The sequence below is a fragment of the Actinophytocola sp. KF-1 genome (assembly GCF_054661535.1).
In genome coordinates this window covers 172,022-186,219 of record NZ_BAAFVK010000005.1, presented here as the reverse complement: position 1 = coordinate 186,219, position 14,198 = coordinate 172,022, and the positions used below count along the sequence as shown (strand labels likewise).

Sequence of the window (14,198 nt, the reverse complement as noted above, 5' to 3'; positions counted from 1 at the left end):
CCACCGCGGGGAGCACACTGTCCGCGTGACCACTCCTGTCCGAAGGGGCGAACTGCGGATCCACCTGGGTGCCGCGCCCGGGGTCGGCAAGACCTACGCCATGCTCGGCGAGGCCCACCGCCGCGCGGAACGCGGCACCGACGTCGTCGTCGGCCTGGTGGAGACGCACGGCCGCGTCAAGACCGCCGCGCTCCTGGCGGGGCTGGAGGAGGTGCCGCGCAGGCACGTCACCCACCGGGGCCACGAGTTCACCGAGATGGACGTCGACGCGATCCTCGCCCGCCGACCGGAGGTCGCGGTCGTCGACGAGCTGGCGCACACCAACGTCCCCGGCTCGCGCAACGAGAAGCGCTGGCAGGACGTCGAGGAACTGCTCGACGCGGGCATCGACGTGCTGTCCACCGTGAACATCCAGCACCTGGAGAGCCTCAACGACGTCGTCGAGCGCATCACCGGCGCGCGCCAGCACGAGACCGTCCCCGACGACGTGGTCCGCCGCGCCGAGCAGCTCGAACTGGTGGACATCACCCCGGAGGCGCTGCGGCGGCGGCTCGCCCACGGCAACGTCTACCCGGCACACCGCGTCGACGCCGCGCTCGCCAACTACTTCCGGCCCGGCAACCTCACCGCGCTGCGCGAGCTGGCGCTGCTGTGGGTGGCCGACCAGGTGGACGTCGCGCTGCGGCGGTACCGCAGCGAGCAGGCGATCACCGACACGTGGGAGGCACGCGAACGCGTCGTCGTCGCCGTCACCGGCGGGCCGGAGAGCGAGACCCTCATCCGGCGCGCCAGCCGGATCGCCACGCGGGCCGGCGCGGAGCTGATGGTGCTGACCGTGCTGCGCGGGGACGGGCTGACGGGTGTCGACCCGGCCACCGTCGGCAAGCTGCGCAAGCTCGCCGAGGACGTCGGGGCCACCTTCCACACCGTCGTCGGCGACGACGTGCCGACCGCGCTGCTCGACTTCGCCCGCGGCGCCAACGCCACCCAGGTGGTCCTCGGCACCTCGCGCCGGTCCCGCCTCGCGCGGCTGTTCGACGAGGGCATCGGCGCCACCGTCGTGCAGGCGTCCGGCCCGATCGACGTGCACATGGTCACCCACGACGAGGCCAACCCCGGCTGGCGGCGCAGGCTCCGCGTCGCCCTGCTCGCGTCCGACCGGGCCCTCGGCGCGCCGCGGCACCTGCTCGGCTGGGCGCTCGCGATCCTGCTGCCCACCGCGATGACCGTCGCCGGCACGCTCCTGCGCGACCACCTCAGCCTGTCCACCGACGTGGTCGGCTACTTCCTCGTCACCGTCCTCATCGGACTGCTCGGGCTCGGGCCCGCACTGCTGACCGCGTTCCTGAGCGCGGGGCTGCTCAACTACTTCTTCACCGAGCCGTACCACACCCTGCTGGTGGCCGACCCCGAGAACCTGATCACCCTGGTGGCCATGGTGATCGTCGCGGTGATCGTCGCCGTCGTGGTCGGCCGCGCCGCCCACCGCGCGGAACAGGCGGCGCACGCGCGCACCGAGGCCGCGCTGCTCGCCTCCTACGCCAGGATCGTCCTCAGCCACGACCAGCCGCTGACCCGGCTGCTGGAGAAGGTCCGCGAGAACTTCAGCCTGACGTCGGTGGCGCTGCTGGAGCGGCAGGACGGGGCCTGGCGGCAGATCGCGTGCGCGGGCCCGGCGGGCTGCACGGATCCGGACGAGGCCGACGTGGACGTGCCGGTGACGGCGGACGTGCACCTGGCGCTGCGTGGCCGCACCCTGCCCGCGGCCGACCGCCGCGTGCTGGAAGCGGCGGCGGGCCAGGCGTTGCTGACCCTGCGCCAGCAACGCGCCGCGGCGGAGGCCGAATCGGCACGGCGGCGCGCCGAGACCACGCAGCTGCGGACCGCGCTGCTGTCGGCCGTCGGCCACGACCTGCGCACCCCGCTCACGTCGATCAAGGCGGCGATCGGCAGCCTGCGCGCGGCCGACATCGAGCTCTCCGACGCCGACGAGCAGGAGCTGCTCGCCACCGTCGAGGAGTCCAGCGACCAGCTCGCCGGCCTGGTCGACAACCTGCTCGACTCGTCCCGCCTGGCGACCGGCGCCGTCCAGCCGCAGCTGCGGCCGGTCACCTACGACGAGGTCGTCGCCCGCGCGCTCGCCAGCCTCGAGACGAGGGCCCGGCCGATCACCGACGTGACCGTCGACGTCGCCGAGCACCTGCCCGCCGTGGTCGCCGACCCCGGCCTGCTGGAGCGGGTGGTCGCGAACGTGGTCGACAACGCGCTGCGGCACGGCGTCCTGCCTGCACCCCGCACGGTCGACGTGAACGGCGACGGCCGCGTCACGCCGGACGAGCCGAGGATCGCCATCCGCGCGAGCACGTACGCCGACCGCGTCGAGCTGCGGGTCGTCGACCACGGCAAGGGCCTGCCGAAACGCGGCGCCGAGGCGGTCTTCACCCCGTTCCAGCGGCTCGGTGACCGGGACACCAGCAACGGCCTCGGGCTCGGCCTGTCGGTGGCCAGGGGTTTCACCGACGCGATGGGCGGCACGATCCGCGCGGAGGACACCCCCGGCGGCGGGCTGACCATCGTGATCTCGCTGCCGACGGCCGCCGTCCGCGCCGACTGACCCTCCACTTCCGCGTATCCGGAGTGTCATGATCGTGGCACGTGCGCGTCACCTCGCTGCACGACGGTGAGATCACCGACAACCGAAAAACGGAGGGCGTCCGTGAAAACCCTGCAACTCACCCGCCCATTACGCGGCCTGATGGTCCTGGTGGTCGCGCTGCTGGTGTTCGCCGTGACGGCGGTGGCCGTCGCGCCGAACGCAGCGGCGTTCCCGCCGGACGTACCGTCGAAATCCCAGGTGCAGTCCGAACTGAACGCACTGCGAGTGGCCTCCGAGGGATCGATGAGCGGCTACTCGCGGGACCTGTTCCCGCACTGGCACACCGTTTCCGGCACCTGCAACACCCGCGAGACGGTGCTCAAACGCGACGGTTCGAACGTGAGCACCGGCTCCGACTGCTACCCGACGTCCGGCAGCTGGTACTCCTACTACGACGGCGTGACCCGGTACTCGGCGTCGCAGATCAGCATCGACCACATCGTGCCGCTGGCGGAGGCGTGGCGGTCCGGCGCGAGCGGCTGGACCACGTCACGCCGCGAGGCGTTCGCCAACGACGTCACCGGGCCCCAGCTGATCGCGGTCACCACCGAGATCAACAGCTCCAAGGGCGACAGTGACCCGTCCGCGTGGAAGCCGCCGCGCACCAGTTCGTACTGCGGCTACGCGAAGTTCTGGATCCACACCAAGTACCGGTGGGGGCTGAGCCTGCAGTCGGCGGAGAAGTCCGCCGTGCAGAGCATGCTCAACACCTGCTCCTACTGACCGGGTAGCTCCGGCAACCGGGCCCCCGGTTGCCGGAGCACCCCGGCGGGACTGGCACGTGCGGCGGGCTTCGAGGGCGTCGAGGCTCCACGCCCAGTTCCTGCGCGACCCGCCGCATGCTGATCGCCTCGACGGCGACGCGGACGGCGGCGGCCGCCGGTAAGCGGCCGGTGCTGACGCACGTGGGGCGCAGGTCCGGCAGGACCTACCGCACACCCCTCGACGCTCATCCGGTCGAGGGTGGCTACGTGTTCGTCCTCGTCTACGGTCCCGGCTCGGACTGGGCGCGGAACGTCGACGTGTCCCGTCCGCCGAAGTTGTTGCGCATCAACGCGTTCCTCCGCATGGACGTGGCGGGCTGAGCGGTCAGACGACCGTGACCGGGTGGTCGACGACGGCGCCGAACAGGTACCCCTGCGTGTTGTACCGCGCGACGGCGGGCTGGGGCACGCCCGTCCGGTCGGTGGCGCGGGCGCGCAGCGTGTACGCGCCGGTGCCGGACGGGCGCCAGGGGAACGACCAGCGGTACCAGCCGGTGCGGTCGTGTCCGCGCGGGATCGCGGGCCGCCAGGTGCGGCCGTCCGTGCTGACCTCGACGCGGCGCACGCCGCCGGTGCCGGACCACGAGCGGCCCGTCAGGTGGTGCGTGCGGCCGGCGGCGAGGGTGGCGTGCCACGGCAGTTCGAAGGCGCTCTTGGTGTTCTGCGGGCCGAGCGGTTCGCCGTCGGCCGGGTAGCCGGGGCCGAAGAACCGGTAGTACTGGGTGTTCCAGGGCGAGGTGAGCGGGGTGTCGGACACCTCGATGCTGCCGAGCCACTTGACGGAGGCGATGCCGATCCAGTCGGGCACGACCAGCCGCACCGGGAAGCCGTGGTCGGGTGGCAGCGGTTCGCCGTTCATCTCGTAGGCGACCAGGACGTCCTTCAGCGCCTTGGCCACCGGCAGCGGACAGCGCACCGGACCCAGGTCGACGCCGCCGGTGACGTAGTGGGGGTCGAGGCCCTGGGGGAGGACGTCGACGGCGGTGCGCCGCAGCCCGGCGCGGTCGAGCACGGCCGCCAGCGGCACGCCGCGCCAGCGTGCGACGCCGACCGCGCCCAGCCCCCACGGGGTGCCGGAAACGGTCTGGTTCTGTTGCGACGTGAAGAAACTCCGGCCGTTGCCCGCGCACTCGATGCGGGCTGTGATCGTCCGCGCCGGCAGGTCGAGCAGGTCCTGGTAGGTGAACTCGACGGGGTTGCCCGCCGTCGGCGTGCCACGCAGGCCGGTGCCGAACAGCCGCAGGCGCCACGTGTCCGCGGACAGCAGCGGGGTGCGCGTGTGGTTGCGCACGAAGAACCGGCCTGCGGGCACGAGGTCGCCGACGTCGGCCAGCGCCTCCCAGCGCGTCTCGGCGTTGGTGCCGTGGACGACGAACGTGTCCGCGGGCAACGGTTTCACGATGGGTCCCGGCTCGGCGCCCGCCGTTCCCGGTGTCCACAGTGGCACCGACGCGGTCGCGACCGCGGCCATCCGCAGCAGTGTCCGCCGGTCCAGCCGCACCCGGTCGTAGGTGGCTTCGTCGGTCAGGTCGCGCTCAGCCATTCCCGTGCCCTCTCGCCGTTTCCGGCACCGATCATGCCGGGGCGAGCGGGCGCACGCGTGCCTTCCCACCCCGTGGGAGCGGGCTAGCGCGTGTTTCAAAGCTGGGAGCTGGGTGTTCGGGTTGGTGGTCAGGGTGTCGGCGTGTCGTTGATCGAATAGGAGAGGTCTCCGGTAGATCGGTCAACGACCAAGAAGACCTGTTTACCGGAGACCTCGTGACCAGCGTAGCGGTGACGGGGCGTGCGGATCTGTCCGACGCGCAGTGGGCTGTGCTGGAGCCGTTGCTGCCTGTCGGGAAGAAGTCGGGACGTCCGCCGAGGTGGAGTAAGCGGCAGCTCATCAATGGGATCCGGTGGCGGGTGCGGGTGGGTGCTCCGTGGCGGGATCTGCCGCCAGGGTATGGGCCGTGGCAGACCGTTTACGGTCTGTTCCGGCGTTGGCAGCGCGACGGGACCTGGAAACGGATCTTGACCGGACTCCAGGCTCGCGCGGACGCGGTGGGGTTGATCAGCTGGGACGTGAGCGTCGATTCGACGATCTCTCGGGCGCATCAGCACGCGGCTGGCGCGAGGAAAAGGGGGATCTACAGGTTGAGCCGCCCGGCGGCATCGACACCGAACCTGACGATCACGCGTTGGGCAGGTCGAGGGGCGGGTTCACCACCAAGACTCATCTGGCCGCTGAGCAGGGACAGAAACCGCTGTCGCTGGTGGTGACCGCGGGCCAGCGCGGCGACAGCCCGCAGTTCCGGGCCGTGCTGGACAAGATCCGGGTGCCCCGCACCCACGGCGGCCGGCCCCGGACAACCCCGGACCGGGTGCTGGCCGACCGCGCCTATTCCTCCCGCGCCAACCGCGCCTACCTGCGTGACCGTGGCATCGCAGCCACCATCCCACAACCCGCTGACCAGATCCGTCACCGCAAGAACCGAGGCAGCCGTGGCGGACGCCCTCCCGCGTTCGACCCCGAGACCTACAAGCAACGCCACGCCGTGGAATGCGGCATCAACCGCCTCAAACGCAACCGCGCCGTCGCCACCCGCTACGACAAACTCGCCGTCCGCTACGAAGCCATCCTCATCATCGCCTCCATCAACGAATGGCTATGACATCCGAAACACGCTCTAGGGCGTGTCCTCAAAGCCAGAGGGTGAGAGTGGCCAGATCGATCATCGCTTGGTAGGACAGGGCCGTCTTGTCGTAGCGGGTAGCGACTGCTCGGAACTGTTTGAGTCGTTGGAAGCAGCGTTCGACGATGTTGCGGCGCCGGTAGGCGACACGGTCGAAGGCTGGCGGCCGGCCACCCTTCGCGCCGCGGCGAGCGCGGTTAGCGCGCTGGTCGCGGCGTTCGGGAATGGTCGCCCGGATACCGCGTTTGCGTAGGTAGGTGCGGATCGCTTTGCTGGGTAGCCCTTGTCCGCGAGCACCCGGTCCGGGCGTGTGCGCGGTCTGCCCGGGCCTGATCGCTGGAACTGGACACCGGCCATAACCTGGACGAAGCGGGTGCAGTCGTTGACGTTCCCGCCGGTCAGCACCACCGACAATGGGCGACCGTGTCCATCGCAGGCCAGGTGGACCTTGGTGGTGGGTCCGCCACGCGACCGACCGATAGCATGATCATCTGGTTCGGTTTGCCCGTACCAGAACCCGTTCGCCCCCTGTGTGAGCCGTGGTAGCACGGCGGGCGCCCGCAGCATGCTGATGCGCACGCACGATCGAGGAATCGACCGACACCTCCCGGTCGAGTTCGTCGATCGCCTCCGCGATCACCCGCACCTTCCGGACCAGCATGGTCAGGGTGCCGTTGCGGGACCAGCGCCAGAACCGGTTGTAGACCGTCTTCCACGACCCATACCGTTCGGGCAGGTCACGCCAGGCGATCCCGGTCTTGCACTTGTAGAGCATCCCGTTGATGACCCGCCGGTCATCCACCCGCGGACGACCCTTCGCACCCGAGACCGGCAACAAGGGCTCAATGACCTGCCACTGCTCGTCAGTCAACTCATGCCTACGCACCACGACACAAGATCAAACCAGGCCCACCTCACCCACTTTGAGGACGCTCCCTAGCGGCGCACGGCGAAGTACGCCTGGGCGTCCCGGTTCCAGGCGAGCAGACCGATCACCAGCAGCGCGAGACCGATGGAGACCACGGAACCGCTGTCGAAACTGATCAGGTTGAGCGCGACGCTGACCGACAGCAGCACGATCGTGGTGACCCTGGCGCCGTTGCTGCCACCCAGGATCATGGTCGCGAGCACCAGGTACGTGATGGCCAGGGCGAGCACGAACAAGGTCAGCGCGGTGCCGAGCCCGGTCGTCACCAGGCCGGAACCGAACAGGATCATCGCGGCGATGATGCTGAACCCGCCGAAGACGTAGAGCAGCACCGCGGCCGCCGTCACCACGCCCGGCCGTCTCGTCGCGGGAGCGCTCTCGTACTCGTTCATCCAACCCCCAGTGTCGTCGTTTCCGCGACCATATCGCCCCGCGGGCGATCTTCCGGTGCCCGCGGGCGAAAAGTGCGGCGCAATTGCCGGTCGCGGCGCCCGGTCAGTCGCCCATGAACCAGAGGTGGCCGTCCGGGGTGGTCGCGCACGTGCGGAGCATGGCGACGAGGTCGTCGACGGCGGCGGTGTCGCGGTCCGTGGCGCACAGGCGGCGGAGGGCGGGCTCGTCGCGCAGCGCGGCGTCGGCTTCCCGCTGGTCGAGGACGGTGTCGCCGTACGGGTCCACCGCCGGCAGCGTCGTCCCGCCGTCCGGTGGCAGCGCCGACAGCAGCCGCGCCAGCGCCTCGCCGTGGTCGTACGACCCGCGCAGCAACGTGCTCCGCGACGCCTTCCGGTTCGGCACCGCCGGCCGCCCGCGGTGCAGCTCGATCTCGATCCCCATGGTGGTGCCATTCTGCGGCACGGTTCAGCGGCCCGTCCTGCCGTCGAGGAGTTCGCGCAGGATGTCCGCGTGGCCCGCGTGGCGGGCGGTCTCCTCGATCATGTGGGTGAGCGTCCACCGCAGCGTCGCGCGCGGGCCCGGCGCCTCGAGGTCGGGGCACGCGGCGATCACCTCGTTCGTCAGCGCGGTGGTCGCGCGGTAGGCGGCGAGGAGCTGCTCGGCGCTCTCGTCGGGCGCGGGGTGGAACGTGGCCTGCCAGTCGGTGACCCGCTCGCCGAGCAGCCAGTGGCGTTCCACGTGCGTGAGGTGCTTGACCAGGCCCAGCAGGTTCGTGCCCGACGGCACCCCGGCCGTGCGGACACCGGGTTCCGGGACCCCCTCCGCCTTGGCGGCGACCGCGGTGCGGAGGTAGTCGAGGAAGCCCACCAGCACGTCCTTCTCCCCGGGGCCCGTCCTCGGCGGGCCGGTGTCGCGGCGGCCCATCACGCCACCGCCCGGCGGACGACCAGCACGTTGTCGACGACCGTCGCGGTCCGGCCGTCCGGCCCCGCCGCCTCCCGGCGGGGCATGTCCGCGTGTTCGACGGACCACCCGGCCGGGTCGAGGGCCAGCGACGCGTACACCTCGTCCGGCGTCGGGTAGTGCACGTCCGGATCCTGCTGCCAGGACCACGGCGCCGTCGAGCCGTGGTCCACGACCACCAGCCGGCCGCCGGGGTTCAGCGCGTGCGCCGCGGTGCGCAGCACCCGGACCCGGGGCAGGTCGAACGGTGTGTGCAGGTACTGCGCGGACACCAGGTCGAAGGTGCCGTCGGGGAAGTCCGCCGCCAGGTCGACGCGGACGGCGGTCACCGGCAGGTCCCGCGCGGCCTCCGCCAGGCGGCGCACGGCGGTGGCCGAGATGTCCACCGCGGTCACCCGCCACCCGTGCTCCGCGAGCCAGAGCGCGTCGCCGCCGCCTCCGCAGCCCAGGTCCAGCGCGGTGCCCGGCGGCAGGTCCGCCACGATCCCGGCCAGCACGACGTTCACCCGGACGGGCCGGGGGAGGCGGTACTGCTCGTCCCAGAAACTGTTCTCCACGCAGGCCACGATGGCCCGGAGCGGTTCCGGGTGGCACGTGAACTTGCCGGATCGGCAAGACTGGACGGCATGCGTGCGGAGATCGATGGCGTGCTGGACGAGGTCGGGCCGAGGCTGCGGGCGGTGCGCAGGCAGCGCGGCGTGACCCTGGCGCAGGTCTCGGCGGAGACGGGGATCTCCGAGAGCACCCTGTCCCGCCTGGAAAGCGGGCAGCGGCGGCCCAACCTGGAGCTGCTGCTGCCGCTGGCCACCGTCTACGACGTGCCGCTCGACGACCTCGTCGGCGCGCCGCGTGTCGGTGACCCCCGCGTCCACCTGCGGCCGGTACACCGGCACGGCATGACGTTCATCCCGCTCTCCCGCAGACCCGGCGGCGTGCAGGCGTACAAGATGCTGATCCCGAGCCGCGACACCCCGGCGGAGCCCACGCCGCAGACCCACAGCGGCCACGAGTGGCTGTACGTCCTGAATGGACGGCTGCGGCTCGTGGTGGGTGACCGGGACCTGGTGGTCCCGGCCGGGGAGGCCGCGGAGTTCGACACCACGCAGCCGCACTGGCTCGGCACCGCCGACGGCCGCGCGGTCGAACTGCTGATCCTCTTCGGCCTGCACGGCGAACGCGTCCACGTCCGCCCGCGCACCGGGTGAGCGACCCCGCCGATCCGGCGGGCAGGGGAAGGGGCGGGCATGTCCGACCACATCGCGTGCACCACCGGGCAGGGAACCAGCTGATCGCCGTGCAGGCCGGCCTCAGCTGAACAACGCGGCGCGCTCGGCCCAGGCCTCGGCACGGCAGTAGACCGGCACCACGTCCAGCGGGACCGGCCTGGTGACCGTGCCCGACACCCGCTCGCCGGTCCACACGTCCACCCACTCGCCGCCCGGCAGGTACGTCGTCCACTCCGTCGCGCCCGGTTCGGTGACGGGGTTGACGAGCAGGTCGTCGCCCAGCTGGTACTGCAGCGGGTGTGCCCAGACAGCGGGATCGGCGTGGTCGAAGAACAGCGGTCGCATCAGCGGGCGGTCCGTCGTCACCGCGATCCTGGCCTGTTCGGCCAGGTACGGCAGCAGCTGCTCGCGCAGCACGGCGTAGCGGCGGAACACCGGCACGACCCGCTCGTCGCCCGTCGTCTCCGCCACGTGCCACGGGGTCCGGTCGCGCAGCGGCGTGCGGTGGTGGTTGAACTCCGAGTGGTACTGCATGATCGGCATGAACGTCGACGCCGCCGTGGCCCGCAGGTACAGCTCCGCGTCCGGCACCGGGCCCGAGAACCCGGCGAGGTCCCAGCCCCAGTACACGATGCCGCACGACGCCGCGGTCAGGCCCGCCGTGACCGACGACCGGAACGCCTCCCACGTCGAGTCCTCGTCACCGGCCCAGAACACGCCGTGTGCCTGCGAACCGGTGAAACCCGCGCGGGAGAACGTGACCGGCGCCTTGCCGTGGGCCCGCAACAGATCGCCGAACGTCTTCGCGTAGTGCACCGGGAACAGGTTGTTGCCCTCGTCGCCGCGCCTGCCGTCGGCGTAGCGCAGGTCGTGGCCCCACGCGTGCTCGCCGCCGTCGGTCTTGAAGCCGTCCACGTCCAGGTCCTCGACCAGGTAACGGCGCTTCGCGGTCCACCACTCGCGGGTCCGCTCGACCGACAGGTCCGGCATGAGCGCCTTCGGGAACCACCAGCCGCGGTTGTGGTACGGCGTCCCGTCGGCCTCCAGCACGGCGTGGCCCTCGCGGACCATGGCCGCCGCGTCCGCCCGCACCTGCGCGCCCAGGCCGGGATCCGTTTTGAGCAACGGGATCTGCCACAGGACCACCTTGATGCCCCGCGAGTGCAGGTCGGCGATCATGGCCTTCGGGTCCGGCCACGCGCCGGTGAACGTGAAGTCGTCCGCGCGGTGCGGGCCGCCGTCCTCGGTGACCGCGTACTCGGCGTCGCGGAAGATCATGATGCCTTCCTCGTCGCTCCACGCCTCGATCACGACCACGCCGACCGGGATGTCCAGGTCCCGGTGGGTGTCCATCCTGGACAGCACCAGCTCCTGGGTGTTCCACTCGTTGCCCGACGCCCACAGCCGCAGCACCCACTCGGGCAGTTCCTCGGCGCGGCCGACCTCGTCCAGGAACGCGGTCAGCACCTGGTTCGGGGTGCCGTGGTAGACGGCCAGGTCCACCTCCGGCTTGTCGCCCAGCGCCACCTCGACCGTCAGCGCGTCCGGTGTGGACACCCCGACGTCGTACCAGGTGCGGCGGGCCGTGCGGACGTGGAAGCCCCAGCCCGCCCCGCCGACCACGTGCGCGAACGGCATCGGCAGGTACGTGCGGCCGTGCTTGCCCTGCGCCTTGTACTGCTCGAACACCACCGCGTCGAGCCGCTTGCCGCGCTGGTCGACCGCGTCGTACCGCTCGCCGAAGCCCACCACGTGCTCGCCGTCGGCGAGCGGCAGCCGGAACCTGGCCCGGTGCACGCCGTCCGCGGACACCAGCCACTCCACATCGGACACCAGCTCGCCGGTGACCGCGCCCACCGGTTCGCTCGTCCACCGCGCGGGCGCGACCTCGAACCAGTCCGTGACCTCGGTGCCGGCGTGGAACCGGTAGCGGTAGTGGCGGTCCTCGGTCAGCGGGGGAGTGTCGACCGCCCAGCCGCCCTCGCCGCCGAGCGCACCCGCCTGCGCGGCGGACAGGTGCCCGTCACCGCCCGCGAGCGCGGCCGCGTCCTCGGCGGGCGCGACCGCCCGCGTCATCGGCAGCGGCACGCCGTCGAACTCGCACGTGACCGCGTCGGCGTCGGACAGCACGCCGATCCGTACCGGCGCGCCGAGCAGCGGCAGCACGGGTACCCGCTGGTCGGGTGAGGTGGCGTACGGGTGCTCGACGCCGTGCGGGCGGTGGGTGATCATGCCGTCCCTTCCAACAGGCCCAGTTCGTCGGCCAGGATCAGGTACATGCCGTGGGACCACAGCAGCGGCGTCGCGACCGGGCCCCAGCGCGCCACCCACTCGTCGCGGGTGGCGGGGTGGCACAGGTGGTGCGGCACCTGCTCGGGCAGCTCACCGTCGGCGGTGGCCTGCGCGGCGATCCACCGCAGGTGCCGCATGGCGCCCTCGCGGTCGCCCCGGGCGGCGAGGTTCCAGCCGAGCAGCGCCGACAGCAGCGGCCACTGGCCACCGCCGTAGAACACGTCCGCGGTGAACCGGTGCACGCCGCCGTCGACGTCCAGGTCGGCGGCCACCGCGGCCAGGGTCGCGTCGGCGAGTTCGCCGTCCACGAGCCCGAACGGCACCACGCACGACGGGAGCGAACCGTCCACAGCGGACGACCCGAACCACTTGGCGAGGTGGCCGTCGGTCACGCCTTCGGCGAGCACGAGGGCCTTGATCTCCGCCGCGGTCCGCAGCGCAGCCGCCTTGCGGTCAGGGTCGAGCGCGTCCGCGACCGCGACGAGCCCGCCGTGGATCGCGCCGAGGGTGGAGGTGTGCCGCTGTTCGACGTGCTCCTCCCACCAGTCGTAGCACGGCCGGTCCCAGCTGGTGAGCAGGTAGTCGACCGCGACCTCGAACCCGGTGCGCCAGTGCGCCGGGTCGATGCCGTGCCGCCGCGCGTGGGTGACCGCGGACCACAGCCACATGCCGTAGCCGTCGGTCTGGAAGTCCCACCACGGGTCGGAGCCGTTCTCGCCGGTGAACGTGAACCGGGTCGGCAGCATCCGCTCGACCGGCGGCAGCGTGCCCGCCGCGCGTTCCGCCACCAGCGCGTCCACTTCGGACCGGCGGCGGGCGAGCACGCCCGCCGCCCAGTCGTGGAACCGGTTCGCCGAGCCGACGTCGCCGTACCGGGAGATGCCCTCCGCGGTGAACGACCCGTCCCGCAGCCACGCGAAGCCGCGGTAGGCCGAGAACGTCGGCGACGCCGGGTAGGCGCCGCCATCGTCCTGGTACCGGGTGATCACCTCGTGACTGCGGCGGGCGAGGTCGGTGAGGGTGACCGGTTCCGAGAGTTCCATCGACATCAGCCGAGCAGCCCGTTGACGGCGGCCTGCGCGTCCTTCAGCGCCTGGGCGACGGGCTTGCGGCCTGCGGCCGCCTCGGTCAGCTCCTTGGTCACCGCGTCCTGCATCTCCTGCTGGCGCTCGATCACCGGCGGCAGCACGCTCGCCTCGAGCGAGTCGAACACGGCCTGCCGGTTCGCGGGCTTCGGCTGGTCGAGGTAGGACGACAGCTTGCTCTGGTCGGCGATCGTCGGCAGCTCCCACGACGTGTCGAGGCGCGTCTTCGTCGTGGTGTCCGACGAGGTGAGGAACGTCAGCCACTTCTGGGCCGCGTCCTTGTTCTTCGTGGCGGCGGAGGCCACGACCCCGTTGACGAACATCGCGGACGCCTTGGTGGTGTCACCCGGCTCGACCACCACGTCCCACTCGAACGTCGCGTCGGCCAGCGCGCCGAACATCCAGATGCCCGAGTGCCACATGGCGAGCTTGCCGTCGGCGAACAGCTTCGAGTCGAAGTCCGGGGTGCCCGCGCCGTCGGCCTCCGTCGGCATGGTGGTGCCACTCTTGCCGATGAGCCAGTTCGCGGCCTTCACGCCCGCCGGCGAGTCGAACGTGGCCTTCTTGCCGTCCGCCGACAGGAACTCGCCGCCGGTCTGCGCGAGCGCCTTGTAGAACTCGTTGTACGTCACCGGCTGGTAGTCGCCCCACACGCCGGCCTTCTTGTCGGTCAGCTTCTGCGCGGCGGCCTGCTCGTCCGCCCACGTCCAGTCCGCGGTCGGCAGGTCGACGCCCTTCTGCTCGAACAACGTCTTGTTGTAGAACAGCACGACGTTGGAGAACGAGGAGGGCAGACCGTACTGCTTGCCGTCCGAGGCGTACGCGTCGACGAGCGCCTTCTGGTACGCGCCCTTGTCCACACCGGACAGCTCGGCGAGCGAGCCGTTCTTGGCGTAGGTCACGAAGTTCTCGTAGTTCAGCTCGAACGTGTCCGGCGCGGTGCCGCCCGCGACCGCCGTCTGCAGCTTGGTGAAGTAGTCCGCGTACGGCACGGTCTCGACCTGCACGTCGATGTCGCCGTTCTCCTTCTCGAACGCGGCGACGATCGCGTCCAGGTCCTTCTCGTGGCCGTCGTTGGCCGAGAAGTTCATGTAGCGCACGACGGTCTTGCCGTCCTCGGAGGTGCCCGGGTTGGTGGCCGAGCCCTGCGAGCACGCGGACAGGGCGAGTGCGAGCACGCCGACGCCGGCGGCGGCGGTCCGAAGTCTCATGAGCGGGT

General features: G+C 71.5%; 13 protein-coding genes and 1 pseudogene. 5 read left to right on the top strand and 9 right to left on the bottom strand.

Annotated elements, in window-relative coordinates; all coding sequences use genetic code 11:
• Positions 1–25: 25 nt before the first annotated feature.
• From ACYQ77_RS16900 to ACYQ77_RS16890, 3 genes are all read left to right on the top strand, one after another.
• Entirely contained in the window at positions 26–2,614 is a 2,589-nt protein-coding gene (locus ACYQ77_RS16900) for a sensor histidine kinase (RefSeq protein ID WP_459712291.1), read from the top strand.
• A gap of 141 nt (positions 2,615–2,755) precedes the next feature.
• Positions 2,756–3,379 carry an HNH endonuclease family protein gene (locus ACYQ77_RS16895; RefSeq protein WP_459712960.1) on the top strand — a complete coding sequence of 208 codons (624 nt, stop codon included), beginning with the start codon at positions 2,756–2,758 and terminating at the stop codon, positions 3,377–3,379.
• A gap of 116 nt (positions 3,380–3,495) precedes the next feature.
• Complete coding sequence (locus ACYQ77_RS16890) at positions 3,496–3,741, top strand: PNPOx family protein (RefSeq protein ID WP_459712290.1); 246 nt, start codon at positions 3,496–3,498, stop codon at positions 3,739–3,741.
• Between the two features lie 4 nt (positions 3,742–3,745).
• Here the strand turns inward: ACYQ77_RS16890 and ACYQ77_RS16885 are convergent, their stop codons facing one another.
• Entirely contained in the window at positions 3,746–4,963 is a 1,218-nt protein-coding gene (locus ACYQ77_RS16885; protein ID WP_459712287.1) for a sulfite oxidase, read from the bottom strand.
• 230 nt (positions 4,964–5,193) lie between these two features.
• Here ACYQ77_RS16885 and ACYQ77_RS16880 point away from each other — a divergent pair.
• Positions 5,194–6,071 (top strand): IS5 family transposase gene (locus ACYQ77_RS16880; protein WP_459712959.1). Its coding sequence is split into 2 segments (ribosomal slippage): positions 5,194–5,584 and positions 5,584–6,071, totalling 879 coding nucleotides; the frame shifts between segments, so codons are not numbered across the junction.
• A gap of 28 nt (positions 6,072–6,099) precedes the next feature.
• On the opposite strand, the pseudogene ACYQ77_RS16875 reads toward ACYQ77_RS16880, so the two are convergent.
• The 5 genes and pseudogenes from ACYQ77_RS16875 to ACYQ77_RS16855 all read right to left on the bottom strand — a co-directional run bounded on the left by ACYQ77_RS16875 (position 6,100) and on the right by ACYQ77_RS16855 (position 8,933).
• Positions 6,100–6,981, bottom strand: a pseudogene (locus tag ACYQ77_RS16875) (IS5 family transposase).
• Positions 6,982–7,028: 47 nt separating this feature from the next.
• Entirely contained in the window at positions 7,029–7,412 is a 384-nt protein-coding gene (locus ACYQ77_RS16870) for a hypothetical protein (RefSeq protein WP_459712285.1), read from the bottom strand.
• A 103-nt stretch (positions 7,413–7,515) separates the two neighbouring features.
• The gene (locus tag ACYQ77_RS16865; RefSeq protein ID WP_459712283.1) at positions 7,516–7,854 is read right to left on the bottom strand and encodes a hypothetical protein; all 339 of its coding nucleotides are present in this window, start codon (positions 7,852–7,854) and stop codon (positions 7,516–7,518) included.
• A gap of 24 nt (positions 7,855–7,878) precedes the next feature.
• A complete protein-coding gene (locus ACYQ77_RS16860) occupies positions 7,879–8,337 on the bottom strand; it encodes a DinB family protein (RefSeq protein WP_459712281.1) in 459 nt (152 codons plus the stop codon).
• The gene (locus tag ACYQ77_RS16855) at positions 8,337–8,933 is read right to left on the bottom strand and encodes a class I SAM-dependent methyltransferase (protein ID WP_459712279.1); all 597 of its coding nucleotides are present in this window, start codon (positions 8,931–8,933) and stop codon (positions 8,337–8,339) included. Before ACYQ77_RS16855 ends, ACYQ77_RS16860 begins: the two co-directional genes overlap by 1 nt.
• Before the next feature lie 69 nt (positions 8,934–9,002).
• Between ACYQ77_RS16855 and ACYQ77_RS16850 the strand changes: the two genes are divergently transcribed.
• Positions 9,003–9,581 (top strand): helix-turn-helix domain-containing protein, encoded by a 579-nt coding sequence (locus tag ACYQ77_RS16850; RefSeq protein ID WP_459712276.1) that lies wholly within the window; start codon positions 9,003–9,005, stop codon positions 9,579–9,581.
• 102 nt (positions 9,582–9,683) lie between these two features.
• Here the strand turns inward: ACYQ77_RS16850 and ACYQ77_RS16845 are convergent, their stop codons facing one another.
• From ACYQ77_RS16845 to ACYQ77_RS16835, 3 genes are read right to left on the bottom strand one after another with little or no spacing between them, the layout of a single operon-like run.
• Positions 9,684–11,834 (bottom strand): glycoside hydrolase family 31 protein, encoded by a 2,151-nt coding sequence (locus ACYQ77_RS16845; protein WP_459712274.1) that lies wholly within the window; start codon positions 11,832–11,834, stop codon positions 9,684–9,686.
• Positions 11,831–12,937, bottom strand: a complete 1,107-nt coding sequence (locus ACYQ77_RS16840; RefSeq protein ID WP_459712271.1) for a glycoside hydrolase family 15 protein — start codon at positions 12,935–12,937, stop codon at positions 11,831–11,833. The genes ACYQ77_RS16845 and ACYQ77_RS16840 overlap by 4 nt, the downstream gene beginning before the upstream one ends.
• A gap of 5 nt (positions 12,938–12,942) precedes the next feature.
• Positions 12,943–14,190, bottom strand: coding sequence for an ABC transporter substrate-binding protein (locus ACYQ77_RS16835; protein WP_459712269.1), 1,248 nt, complete (start codon positions 14,188–14,190; stop codon positions 12,943–12,945).
• Positions 14,191–14,198: the final 8 nt, after the last annotated feature.

Bases quoted from the DNA above. Each gene is read 5' to 3' on its own strand.
- ACYQ77_RS16850 (WP_459712276.1), top strand. From the start codon at position 9,003: ATGCGTGCGGAGATCGATGGCGTGCTGGACGAGGTCGGGCCGAGGCTG.
- ACYQ77_RS16890 (WP_459712290.1), top strand. From the start codon at position 3,496: ATGCTGATCGCCTCGACGGCGACGCGGACGGCGGCGGCCGCCGGTAAG.
- ACYQ77_RS16870 (WP_459712285.1), bottom strand. From the start codon at position 7,412: ATGAACGAGTACGAGAGCGCTCCCGCGACGAGACGGCCGGGCGTGGTG.
- ACYQ77_RS16885 (WP_459712287.1), bottom strand. From the start codon at position 4,963: ATGGCTGAGCGCGACCTGACCGACGAAGCCACCTACGACCGGGTGCGG.
- ACYQ77_RS16845 (WP_459712274.1), bottom strand. From the start codon at position 11,834: ATGATCACCCACCGCCCGCACGGCGTCGAGCACCCGTACGCCACCTCA.
- ACYQ77_RS16835 (WP_459712269.1), bottom strand. From the start codon at position 14,190: ATGAGACTTCGGACCGCCGCCGCCGGCGTCGGCGTGCTCGCACTCGCC.
- ACYQ77_RS16895 (WP_459712960.1), top strand. From the start codon at position 2,756: ATGGTCCTGGTGGTCGCGCTGCTGGTGTTCGCCGTGACGGCGGTGGCC.
- ACYQ77_RS16860 (WP_459712281.1), bottom strand. From the start codon at position 8,337: ATGGGCCGCCGCGACACCGGCCCGCCGAGGACGGGCCCCGGGGAGAAG.
- ACYQ77_RS16840 (WP_459712271.1), bottom strand. From the start codon at position 12,937: ATGGAACTCTCGGAACCGGTCACCCTCACCGACCTCGCCCGCCGCAGT.
- ACYQ77_RS16865 (WP_459712283.1), bottom strand. From the start codon at position 7,854: ATGGGGATCGAGATCGAGCTGCACCGCGGGCGGCCGGCGGTGCCGAAC.